Here is a 12288-nt window from a genome sequence, read left to right on the forward strand (position 1 = left end):
GCTACATGGGCACGGCTGCGCCGACCCATGACCCCATACCCACCTGATCAGGGCAAGCCCCGACACCCCGGCCATTCCGCGCTCCGCTTGTCACACCCCTTCTTTCTTTCCATCGTCCAGGCTTCTTTCGCGCTGTGCGGAGATCCATCGAAACGGACCACAAACAGGTCCGCGATGGCCATTACCCGATAGGCATGTCTATCTATCGGGAGAAGCGTCATGACGAATAAAACCACCACGATCCGCGTCCGGGTGACACCTGTCGAACAATCCGTAGCGCAATCCAAAGCGGATGCCTGCGGTTTGTCTTTGTCCGCTTATATACGAAGCGCTATCGATGGCCGCTTGCAGGAACATCGAATCGCCCAGGTCACTTCCGAACTCGTAGACCTTTATGTCTGGCTCCTGAAAGAAGATCAGGCAGAGTCTGCTCGCAGGGTTCTGGCGATGACGTACCGACTGAAAGGGGATTCCCAATGATTGGTAAAGTCGGCAAGTCTCGGGCCGGGAGCAAATCGGGCAGCCCGAGTGCGTTCGGCGCTGTAGTGAATTACATCGCCCGAGAAGCAGACCACAAAGGGAGAGCGATTACTCCGGGCGACATCGGGGTGATGAATTTAAGCACGCCAGCCGACCATCTGGACCTCGCTGTTTTGCTGATGGATAACGCCGCATCCGGCGCCCTGCGCAACGGCAGATTCAAAGGTGATCCGGTCTATCACCTGATTTTGTCCTGGCGGGCAGAAGACATCCCGAAGCCAGACCAGATCAAGGATTGTGTCCAGCACACCTTAAAAGCCTTGGGCATGCAGGATTGCCAGGCCGTTTGGGCGATCCATCGGGATACGGACGATGATCATGTCCACATCGCCGTGAACCGGGTACATCCTGAAAAGCATACGGTTGTGGGTCCACCCCGCCGCGACTACTTCATCATTGATCAGGCCATGCGGGAACTGGAGATCCGGCACGGCTTTGCGCGGGACAATGGCCCGAACATCACCGTGGACGGCAAGGACGGACCGCAGATCGTGCGCATGTCGCGCAAGGAGCGGCTGGAGAAGGGCTTGCTGAAAAGTGGGGATGCGCACGGCCCGCGCCTGACTCAGGCGGCCAAAGCCGCAGAACGAAGTCAGGGCGCACCGAGCTTTCAGGCGTGGGCACAGGACCGACCGGCCCAGTTTCTGCGGAATGCGCTACAGTCTGGCACGGGCATTGGCTGGAATGATTTGCACAGTGCTTTGGCTCGCTTCGACATGGTGATTCAGCCCAAGGGATCGGGCATGGTGGTTTCTACCACCTTAGAGAACGGACGGGTGCTGGCGTGCCCGGTCTCCAAGCTCGACCGAAACCTGACGATGATGAAACTGGAGCAGCGCCTGGGCGCATTCACCCCAGCCCCGGCCTTCCCATCAGCACCCGCCGTGCATACCTACGAGAAATTCCTGCACGGTGCGCAGTCCGGCAAACAGCCGGATGGCCCGACCCAATACCATGACAAAAACGGGCAGAGAATGATTCGCCGCGCCGAGCGGCAGGCGGAGCGTGAAGATCTGCACGCCCGTTACCAGGCCGCACAGCAGCAAATCAAGAACAGTCGCCGGGAGGTCCGGCAGTCTTTGATGGCTCGGCAGAAGTCGGAGCGCGATATTTTGCAGGCCAGCATCAAGGCCAGCAAACCAGCATTCATGGCCAAAGAACATGCCAAAGGCACGACGACACCCACAGCACAATCCTTATGGGCCTTTGAGGCCGCGCGCGCAAAAGAGGAGCTACAGAAAAAACACCTGAAACAACGTCATGCCCTACCGCGCACCATGGTCTGGCGCGACTGGCTGGAACAGCAGGCAGCCGCACCGATCCATGATGAAGCGGCATTGGCCGCCTTGCGCGGCATTCGCTACCTGGAAGTCCGCAAGGCCAATCAGGAGAAGAACGGCTTCGAGGGCGAGGAACTGGAAACGCTCAAGCCCATTCTGTCCGGGCTACACCACGAGATCGACCATCGCCGCCAACTGATCCATTACCGGAATGACCACGGTGCAAAGTTGTTCACGGATACCGGCCCACGGATTGAAATCCATGACCGGGCAGCGTCCAGCGTCGAGGCCGCCCTACGTATCGCCGCACAGAAGTATGGTGCGGTGGACATCACGGGCAGTGCAACATTCAGGGAGCAGGCAGCGCGGCAGGCTGCTCGGCTGGGGATTCCAGTCAGGGATAAGGATTTGCAACCCATCTGGCAGGAAGAGCGCCAAGTGAAACCGCCGAGGAATCAGGAACCGCAGAGTCAGAATCCCCACCATGAGACGATCATATCCTTGGTTGGGATCACCTCAGGATCAACGCCACATCATGTGGCCGCAGAGAAAACGGCAATCCGGCCCGAGCCACAGAAGGTGGACCAGGATAAGGTCAAGTCGCCGCTTCGCAGAAAACCGCGCCGAGAGACCCCTGAGATGGAACGCTAGATACGCTTTGGGTCTGTGGCCTAACGTCGGTTTGAGGCTGGAAGCGCCTGCAGGATTGCGCTAGACTGATGCGGTTCTGATGGCTTGAATAATCAGGGGATTTTATTGTCTTGTCTACTATTGAGCATCCTACAGAATTTTAATTTCATTGCCTGGATCAATAGTTACGAAAGTTCACCCGTCGCAACTAAAAAAAACATAGGCATGATGGCCCCATGAATGCAGTAGAAATCGAAGCGGCTTTATCGGATTTAGCCTGTCAGGCATTCGATGCGGCGGAGTTCCCGTTTATGTTCCTGGCCGCTTTCGGCAATAAGGACACGACACTCAACCGCCTGCGTGCAGGCAACAACAATGCTTCCGATGTGTCTGGTGGCGTGCTTCAGCGTAGCAACATCCACATCGCGGTCTCCACAGAAGGTAACGTAGACGAAACCCTCAAGGCATTACGCGTCAGTCCTGCCACTGCAAAAGCGAAAGCCAAGTTTATTCTGGCCACCGATGGCCTGACCCTTGAGGCCGAAGAAATAGGGAGCGGCGAAACCATCGCCTGCGTCTATCCGGATTTCCCCAACCACTTCGGCTTTTTCCTGCCGTTGGCTGGCATCTCCACTATCAAGGAGATTAAGGACAACCCCATCGACGTGCGCGCCACAGGGCGCCTGAACAAACTGTACGTCGAGCTTCTGAACGAGAACCCGGATTGGGGTAAGAACGAGCGCCGCCACGATATGAACCACTTCATGGCGAGACTGGTGTTCTGTTTTTTTGCCGAAGATACTGACATCTTCGATGGCGAAGGGCTTTTCACCAAAACAGTAGAGCAAATGAGCGAACGCGATGGCTCCAACACCGATGAGGTGCTGCAAACCATCTTTCGCGCCATGAATATCAAGAATGCCGAGCGCAACGCAGCCCAGCCACGTTTGCCGAACTGGGCCGATCAGTTCCCCTATGTGAATGGTGGCCTGTTTTCCGGCAGTACCCAAGTCCCGCGCTTCACCCGCATAGCGCGCACTTACTTGACTCACGCGGGCAACCTGAACTGGAAACATATCAACCCGGACATTTTCGGTAGCATGATCCAGGCTGTGGCCGACGATGAAGAGCGCGGTGCATTAGGTATGCACTACACCAGCGTACCCAACATCCTGAAAGTGTTGAACCCCTTGTTTTTGGATGACCTGCGCGCGCAGTTAGCCGAGGCCGGAGACAACAAAATAAAGCTGTTGAATCTACGCAAGCGGATGGCGCGCATCCGCGTATTCGACCCAGCTTGTGGCTCCGGCAACTTCCTGGTGATCGCCTACAAGCAGATGCGTGGGATCGAGGCGGAAATCAACCGTCGCCGGGGCGAAACCCACCAGGGCAGTGAGATTCCGCTCACCAACTTCCGAGGCATCGAACTGCGCGACTTTCCGGCAGAAATTGCCCGCCTGGCGCTTATCATTGCCGAGTTTCAGTGCGACGTGCTGTATCGCGGGCAGATGGATGCGCTGGCTGAGTTTCTGCCGCTGGATGCGGAGAACTGGATCGTTTGCAACAATGCGCTGCGGCTGGACTGGTTGGCAATCTGCCCGCCCACGGGCACGAGTGTGAAGTTGACCGGTGACGACCTGTTCAACACGCCGCTGGATCAAACACAGATTGACTTTGAGAATGAGGGTGGCGAGACGTATATCTGCGGTAATCCGCCATACAAAGGACGCAACAAACAAAGTGAGACTGAAAAGGCAGATACGGCCTGCGTTTTCTCAGGCTATCCAGGTTCATTTGCATCGTTGGATTACGTTGCAAATTGGGTATTTAAAGCTGCCTCTTTTTGTGAGGCCACAAATGGTGCAGCGGGTCTTGTGGCCACCAATTCAATTTGTCAAGGTGAGCAGGTCGCGCTGCTTTGGCCACTAATTTTCGATTTGGGCCTGTGTATTTCATTCGCGCATGAGTCTTTTAAATGGTCGAATCTTGCAAGCAACAGGGCCGGCGTGACTGTTTTAATTGTTGGTATATCAAAAAAAGGGAGCGACATCCCTACGCTTTATTCCGGCAATGAGTCTAGACAGGTGGGTTTAATTGGCCCGTACTTGGTGCCAAACACCAGCGTTGTTGTCGCAGCGCGAAGTCAGCCCATTTCACAAGTCGGGATGATGTACTTGGGCAACATGGCAAAGGACGGAGGTAATCTTCTTTTTACGAAAGAAGAAGCTCGTAAGCTGGTTGAGGATCAAGGCGTGGATGCTTCCTACATTCGGGATTTCTTCGGATCTGAGGAGTTGATCCACTCAAAGCCTAGGTCCTGCCTCTGGATAGACGATGAGAAATTAGAGGTGGCAAAAGAGAATCCTGCTATTGCGGCGTTGCTGGAAAGAGTTCGGGCGTTTCGCGCAAGCAGTGATGCATCATCTACTCGCGCAAACGCTTCAACTCCTCATCGCTTTGTTCAGATGTCTGCCACAAATGGTGATTGCGCAATTATTGTTCCGCGTGTTTCATCGGAAAATAGGCCATATCTTCCGGTGGACTATCTGCAAGCTGGCCCAATTATCGGGGACAAATGCTATGCCATGTATGACGAGCCGCTATGGAACTTCGCGATCATTGCGTCAAAAATGCACATAGTATGGATCGGTACCGTCTGTTCGCGTCTGCGAACAGATTATTCATATGGGAATAAACTCGGCTGGAACACCTTCCCCATTCCCCTTCTCACCGAACAGAACAAAATCGACCTGACCCGCTGCGCAGAGGATATTCTGCTCGCCCGTGAAGCCCATTTCCCTGCCACCATCGCCGACCTGTACGATCCGGACACGATGCCGGAGAATTTACGCTACGCCCATGAACGCAACGATGAAGTACTGGAGCGCATCTATATCGGTCGCCGCTTCAAGAACGACACGGAGCGACTGGAAAAGCTGTTTGATCTCTATACCAAGATGATGACAACGGCCTCACCTCCCGCCCGAAAAGGAGTCGTGAGAGCCGTCAAGAACAAAGGGAAGAAAGCATGAACGATAAGCCCATCAGTCTGACTTCACCCCCAGAAGGGTATGCCGACTGGCTGGCCGATCTCAAAGCCCGTATCCACAGCGCGCAGCAACGCGCTACGCTGGCGGTCAACCGCGAGCTCGTGCTGTTATACTGGCAGATTGGGCGCGACATTCTGCTGCGGCAGGCCGAACAGGGCTGGGGTGCCAAGGTGATCGAGCGGCTGGCGCATGATTTACGTGCCGCTTTTCCGGACATGAAGGGTTTTTCACCGCGCAACCTCAAGTACATGCGCGCCTTTGCCGAGGCGTGGCCGGAGGCTGACTTTGTGCAGCAGGCTGCTGCACAATTGCCCTGGTTCCACCTCTGCACCTTACTCGACAAGCTCAAAACCCGTGAAGAGCGGGATTGGTATCTGGCCAAGGTGGTGCAGCACAACTGGTCGCGCAATATTCTGGTGATGCAGATCGAAACCCACCTGCTGGAGCGCAGTGGCAGGGCGGTCACCAACTTCGAGGCCAGCTTGCCCAAACCGCAATCCGATCTCGCCAGAGAGTCGGTAAAAGACCCGTATCGCTTCGACTTTCTGAGCCTCACCGAGGAGGCGCAGGAGCGCGAGATCGAAAACGCCTTAGTGAAGCATGTCACCGAATTTCTGCTGGAGCTGGGCGCAGGTTTTGCCTTTGTCGGTCGGCAAGTGTTGCTGGACGTCGGCGGCGATGAGTTTTTCATCGACCTGCTGTTCTATCACCTCAAATTGCGCTGTTACGTGGTGATTGAACTTAAAGGTGGCAAGTTCAAGCCCGAGCACCTGGGGCAATTGGGGTTTTATCTGACCGCCGTGGATCGCCAGTTCAAAAGCGAGCACGACAATCCCAGTATTGGTCTCTTGCTCTGCAAGAGTAAAAACAAGGTCGTAGCCGAATATGCCTTGGGCGACAAGACGCAACCCATGGGCATCGCCGAATACAAATTACTCGAATCCCTGCCAGAAGAACTGCAAACCACCCTGCCCAGCATCGAGCAGATTGAGCGCGAACTGGGGAGCAGCGACACTTCCATGGAAGACAATTCGCAGTGAGCACGGAGCGCACTACCCCATCGTGCATCTTGCCGCCAGCGGAAAGCTTGAATGTTGAATTCAAGAGCGAGCGCAAACGCTTGTCCGACGATGAGTTGGTCGAGGCACTGGTTTGTCTGGCCAATACCGAAGGCGGGGAACTTTGGCTGGGCGTGGAAGATGATGGCACGCCCACTGGCCTGCATGAGGCGCACCAGAATCTGGCGGGTTTGCCGGGATTGGTGGCGGCCAGAACTTCGCCGTCCCTCGCTGTCGTGGTCAGTGATCTGGCGTTTTCCGGCGTTCGCGTGGCGCGCATTGTGGTGCCTAAATCCAGCACGGAGGTTGCCACCACATCGGGGGTATATCTGCGACGCCGCCTGAAACCGGATGGCACACCCGAATGCGTCCCCATGTTGCCGCATGATCGCAGCAGCCGGGCTGGCCATTTTGGTTTGGCGGATGCGTCGGCGCAGGCCGTTGCCGGTGCGTCGCTGACCGACTTCGACCCGCTGGAACGCGAACGGTTACGCCAGGCGATACGCCAATATGGTGGCGACCGCGTGTTGCTGGAGCTGGATGACGAGGCGCTGGATGGGGCTTTGGGGTTCACCCAGCGTCAGCCCGACGGGAGCCGGGTGCCTACGCTTACGGGGCTGTTATTGATTGGCCGCGAGGCGGCATTGCAGCAGCGCGTGGCCACTCATGAGCTGGCGTTTCAGGTGCTTGCGCAGCAGGCGGTGCGGTTCAATGAGTTCCGCCGCTTTCCGTTGCTCAAAGCGCTGGATTGGCTGGAAACGAATTTTCGTCCTTACAACCCCGAACAGGAATTGCAGGTAGGCCTGTTTCGTGTGCCGGTGCCCTTGGTGGACATGGCGGCCTTTCGTGAGGCAGTGGCCAATGCGTTGATTCACCGCGATTACCACCGCATGGGCGCGGTGCATGTGCGGCTGGAGGATGAAGCACTGGTAATCAGCAACCCCGGTGGCTTGGTGGATGGGGTGACTTTGGCCAACTTGCTGGTGACCGAGCCGCGCCCACGCAACCGCGCCCTGGCCGATGCCATGAAGCGCATCGGTGTGGTGGAGCGCTCGGGCCGTGGCGTGGATACGATTTACCGCGGCATGCTCAAGTTTGGTCGTCCTGCGCCGGACTATGGCCGCACGGATACGCAAAATGTGGTGTTGCAATTGCCCACCGTGCCCGCCGATGTGGCTTTTCGTCGCATGGTGGTGGATATTGAGCGGCAGCGTGGCGCGGAGTTGCCGATTGATTCATTAATTGCGCTAGGTGCTTTGCGCGAGTTCAAGCGTTTGTCGGCAGAGGCATTGGCTCAGCACATTCAGCGCGATGCCGCGAGCGCCAAACGCACGCTGGAGACCTTGACCGAAGCGGGTTTGGTCGAGGCGCATGGCAACACCCGTGGGCGCAGCTACACCTTGTCGGCCTCGGTGTATTCGGTGGTGAGTGACAAGGCGGCCTACACACGCCAGGTGGGTTTTGGCCCGATTCAGCACGAGCAGATGGTGCTGAGCTACATCCGCCAACATGGGCAGATCAAACGTGCGGAGGTGATGGATTTGTGTCGGTTGACAGAAGGGCAAGCCAAAGAGCTGTTACGTCGCCTTGTTATTTCAAAGAAAATCGATTTGCGTGGCGCGGGGCGGGCCTCGATGTATGTCGAGTTTGCCAGCCCTGCTCAAGCGTGACGCTTAAAAAACGGATGGAAACGGATGGAAACGGATGGAAACGGATGGAAACGGATGCGCAAAAGTTTTGATCGCACCCCCAACGCGCCCTATTTTCTGAGCATAAGAGCCATGAACCAAACGACCTCACAAAACAATCCAACCAACGCTTACACCGTGCCGTCGGTATCCATCACCACGGCGCGCACCGGGGCTTCAGCCAAGGCCAACGCGCTGGGCATGCGCGCCATGCAGGAGCGCGCTTATGCCAAGCGCGGCGAGCAATACCTGCTGATCAAATCGCCCCCGGCATCGGGCAAATCCCGCGCACTGATGTTCATTGCCCTGGACAAGCTCAACAACCAGGGCTTGCAGCAGGCCATCATTGTGGTGCCGGAGCGTTCCATTGGCGGCAGCTTCGCCGATGAGCCCCTGAGTCAGCACGGCTTCTATTGGGATTGGCAGGTCGCGCCACAATGGAACCTGTGCAATGCCCCTGGCGTAGACGATGTGAAGGTCGCCAAGTCCAAGGTTAAAGCCGTGGGAGAGTTTCTGGCCAGTACCGACAAGACACTGGTATGTACCCACGCCACCTTCCGCTTTGCAGTGGAAGAACTGGGTATCGAGGCCTTCGATAATCGCCTGATTGCCATCGACGAGTTCCACCACGTCTCCAGCAGCCCGGACAACAAGCTGGGCAGTCAATTAGGCGCCTTCATCGCCCGCGATAAAGTGCATGTGGTAGCCATGACCGGCTCCTACTTCCGAGGCGACAGCGAGGCCGTATTGATCCCATCGGATGAAGCCAAATTCGAGACGATCACCTACACCTACTACGAGCAACTCAATGTCTACAGCTGGCTCAAATCGCTGGATATCGGTTACTTCTTCTATACGGGCCGGTATGTGGATGCCGTGGAGAAGGTGCTCGATCCGGCACTCAAGACCATCGTACATATTCCCAACGTCAACTCGCGCGAGAGCTTGCGGGACAAAGAACGCGAAGTGAATGAGATCATGCACGCGCTGGGTGAATGGAAGGGCATTGATCCGGCCACCGGCTTCCACCAGATACAGACCCCGTGCGGTCGCCTATTGAAGGTGGCAGATCTCGTGGACGACAGTGATCCGGCTCGGCGCTCACGCGTGCTGGCGGCCCTGAAAGATCCCGCTCAGAAGAATAACCGGGATTATGTCGATGTCATCATCGCCCTGGGCATGGCGAAGGAAGGCTTCGACTGGATATGGTGTGAACATGCGCTGACCATCGGCTACCGCAGCAGTCTGACGGAAATTGTACAGATCATTGGCCGCGCCACCCGCGATGCAGAGGGCAAGGAGCGGGCACGCTTCACCAACTTGATTGCCGAACCTGCAGCAGAACAAGCGGCTGTGGCGGAGGCCGTGAACGACATGCTCAAGGCCATTTCCGCCAGCTTACTGATGGAACAAGTATTAGCCCCGCGCTATGAGTTCACCCCAAAAAACAACGGCGCGAAGGAGGGCTTTGATTATGGCGAGGAAGGCTACAAGGACGGTGGCCACAATATAGGGGTCAATACGGACACCGGCCAAATTCATGTGGAGATCAATGGGCTGGTCTTACCGCAAAGCCCGGAGGCTACGCGCATTTGCAGGGAGGATCTGAACGAAGTCGTCACCAGTTTCCTGCAGAACAAGACCGTGCTGGAGCGTGGTCTGTTTGACCAGGAAAACACTTTGCCGGAAGAGCTGACCCAGCTACAGATGGGCAAGATTGTGCGCGAGCGCTACCCGGAATTGAATGCGACTGATCAGGAGTCCATTCGTCAGCATGCCATTGCCGCCATGAACATCACCCAACAGGCCAAGTTGGCGTTAGCCCAGGCGGATGCCGATGGCGTAACTCAGGGCAATACGGCCTTGCTGGATGGCGTGCGCAAGTTCGTCAATGTGCGCGACCTGGATATTGATCTGATCGACCGCATCAATCCCTTCGACGCCGCCTATGCGGTGCTGGCGAAGTCGATGGATGAGAAATCTCTGCGCCAGGTTCAGGCCACTATTGCCGCCAAGAAAGTCAGTATCCCCGAAGACGAAGCCCGTGAATTGGCAAAACGCGCCTTGCTGTTCAAGAACGAGCGTGGCCGCCTGCCAGTCATTAACTCCTCCGATCCCTGGGAGAAGCGTATGGCTGAAGGCGTAGCTGCTCTGGCGCGTTACCGCGCACAGGTTAGGGCAGCACAGGCGCAAGGAGAATCCACTAATGGCTGAGATGGACGATGATGAGCTGCTGGATGCGCTGGGCGTAGAAGTCGCCCCGCTCAAAGTCTCCACGCGAACCCCGCGTGAAGAGCGCATCATCGCGGGCTTTGAGGATATTCTGCGATTTCACCAAACACATGGTCGTGCCCCACAGCATGGCGAGGAGCGCGATATTTTTGAACGACTCTACGCTGTGCGTTTGGACCAGATCCGCAAGTTACCAGAAGCGCAAATCTTATTGGCCGGACTAGATAGCCCCGGATTGTTGTCTGGAGCAGCATCAATCCCAGCCGATGTGGACGACATGGATGAGGATGCCTTGCTTGCAGAGTTGGGTGTCGGCGACGACCTCGCTGATCAGAACGATGTCGCCGTGCTTCGTCATGTGCGCCCTCACGTTGAAAAGCGTGCAGCAGAGGAAATCGCTGAACGCACGCCGTGCCCGGATTTTGATAAGTTCCAGTCGATCTTCGATCAGGTCGAGCGAGATCTGAAATCTGGTCATAGAATAGCGCAGCGCTTTGGGCAAAATGCCAACATCGCCAGCGGAGATTACTTCATTCTCGGAGGGCAGCTTGCCTATGTGGCAGAAGTTGGCAAAACCATCAGAGCACCCAACGGGGGAAGCGACGCACGTCTGCGCGTCATTTATGCCAATGGTACAGAAAGCAACTTGCTGCGCCGCTCGCTACAACGGGCGCTTTATAAGGATGACACCGGTCGTCGACTTAGCGACTTGGATCTGGGGCCGCTATTTGGTGACACGCCAGAACCGGAGGATATCGAAAGTGGAACCATCTACGTGCTGCGCAGCCAGTCCACCCACCCGTTCGTCGCCGAACACCGTGAGTTGATACACAAGATCGGCGTGACCGGTGGCGAGGTGGAAACGCGTATCGCTGGCGCAGAAAAGGATGCCACCTATCTGCTGGCTGACGTAGAGGTGGTTGCCACCTATAAGCTCCATAACCTGAACCGCACAAGGTTGGAAAATATCTTCCATCGCTTATTTGGCGCAGCACAGATTGACTTGACCATTGAAGACCGCTTCGGTCATCCAGTCAAGCCGAGGGAGTGGTTCTTGGTGCCACTCCATGTGATTGACGAAGCAGTTCAGCATATTCGGGATGGGTCTATTGTTGATATGGTCTATGACTTGAAGAGCGCGCGGCTGATGGTGCAGAATAAAAATTGATTTGGCGGCCCATGGACTGAACGACAGCTAAAGACTGAAAGCAGCCATTGGGAAGAAACTAAACCTAGAGGCAATCCGGCGGACTTTCGTTCTGACAATCAACTTAAATATGGCAATGACAACTTGCGTACAACGCCTACAACGGAGTCGTCATGAGAGCCGCAGCACTATATCTGTCACTCATCTGCTGTTGCACACCCCATTCATGCTTTGCCAGCAATACCGGCCACAAGCTTTCACCTAAAGGGGTAAGAGGCCTTTATGCGCGCGCTTCATGCGCATGGTGTACGGATTAGTATGTATGGCATGGCTAGGGACTTGGACAACATGTTTGTGGAGTGGAGTGGAGAGGCACTGGCGCACAGTGAAGTACGAGGCCGTCTATATGACGGACTATGACAAAGCGTCGGAACTGACTATGATATTATCATTTCTTGCACACGCCATGTAAAAGAAGAGATTGATTAAGGAAAGCATGTGTTACGTAAAAAAATACGGTTAGCCGTTCTAGGCATTGGCGCGCTAATGCTTATGGTTGCTGGACAAGCATGGGCAATGGGTGAAGGCTTGCATGTGATTCAGGGCGGCCCCGCGTATTTTAATGTCGGCGTCGGAGCCTTTAACGCTGCTGGAGTGGTTCCG

General features: G+C 56.0%; 7 protein-coding genes. All 7 read left to right on the forward strand.

What is annotated here, in order from left to right; genetic code table 11:
- The first annotated feature begins 219 nt into the window (after positions 1 to 219).
- The 7 genes from Q0C48_RS08955 (at position 220) to Q0C48_RS08985 (ending at position 11646) form a co-directional block, all read left to right on the forward strand.
- A complete protein-coding gene (locus Q0C48_RS08955) occupies positions 220 to 480 on the forward strand; it encodes a hypothetical protein (protein WP_291523553.1) in 261 nt (86 codons plus the stop codon).
- Complete coding sequence (gene traI / locus Q0C48_RS08960) at positions 477 to 2471, forward strand: TraI/MobA(P) family conjugative relaxase (protein WP_291523555.1); 1995 nt, start codon at positions 477 to 479, stop codon at positions 2469 to 2471. The genes Q0C48_RS08955 and traI overlap by 4 nt, the downstream gene beginning before the upstream one ends.
- 215 nt (positions 2472 to 2686) lie before the next feature.
- Positions 2687 to 5482 carry a DNA methyltransferase gene (locus Q0C48_RS08965; protein WP_291523557.1) on the forward strand — a complete coding sequence of 932 codons (2796 nt, stop codon included), beginning with the start codon at positions 2687 to 2689 and terminating at the stop codon, positions 5480 to 5482.
- Positions 5479 to 6540, forward strand: a complete 1062-nt coding sequence (locus tag Q0C48_RS08970; protein ID WP_291523559.1) for a PDDEXK nuclease domain-containing protein — start codon at positions 5479 to 5481, stop codon at positions 6538 to 6540. Before Q0C48_RS08965 ends, Q0C48_RS08970 begins: the two co-directional genes overlap by 4 nt.
- Positions 6541 to 6587: 47 nt before the next feature.
- Entirely contained in the window at positions 6588 to 8228 is a 1641-nt protein-coding gene (locus Q0C48_RS08975; RefSeq protein WP_291523561.1) for an ATP-binding protein, read from the forward strand.
- 111 nt (positions 8229 to 8339) lie between these two features.
- Positions 8340 to 10460, forward strand: a complete 2121-nt coding sequence (locus tag Q0C48_RS08980; RefSeq protein ID WP_291523563.1) for a DEAD/DEAH box helicase — start codon at positions 8340 to 8342, stop codon at positions 10458 to 10460.
- The gene (locus tag Q0C48_RS08985; RefSeq protein ID WP_291523565.1) at positions 10453 to 11646 is read left to right on the forward strand and encodes a GIY-YIG nuclease family protein; all 1194 of its coding nucleotides are present in this window, start codon (positions 10453 to 10455) and stop codon (positions 11644 to 11646) included. Before Q0C48_RS08980 ends, Q0C48_RS08985 begins: the two co-directional genes overlap by 8 nt.
- Positions 11647 to 12288 lie beyond the last annotated feature (642 nt).

The organism is Acidithiobacillus sp. (assembly GCF_023255755.1).
Lineage (GTDB): Bacteria > Pseudomonadota > Gammaproteobacteria > Acidithiobacillales > Acidithiobacillaceae > Acidithiobacillus.

Coding starts and splice junctions, on each gene's coding strand:
- Q0C48_RS08955 (WP_291523553.1), top strand. CDS start 220: ATGACGAATAAAACCACCACGATCCGCGTCCGGGTGACACCTGTCGAA.
- traI (WP_291523555.1), top strand. CDS start 477: ATGATTGGTAAAGTCGGCAAGTCTCGGGCCGGGAGCAAATCGGGCAGC.
- Q0C48_RS08965 (WP_291523557.1), top strand. CDS start 2,687: ATGAATGCAGTAGAAATCGAAGCGGCTTTATCGGATTTAGCCTGTCAG.
- Q0C48_RS08970 (WP_291523559.1), top strand. CDS start 5,479: ATGAACGATAAGCCCATCAGTCTGACTTCACCCCCAGAAGGGTATGCC.
- Q0C48_RS08980 (WP_291523563.1), top strand. CDS start 8,340: ATGAACCAAACGACCTCACAAAACAATCCAACCAACGCTTACACCGTG.
- Q0C48_RS08985 (WP_291523565.1), top strand. CDS start 10,453: ATGGCTGAGATGGACGATGATGAGCTGCTGGATGCGCTGGGCGTAGAA.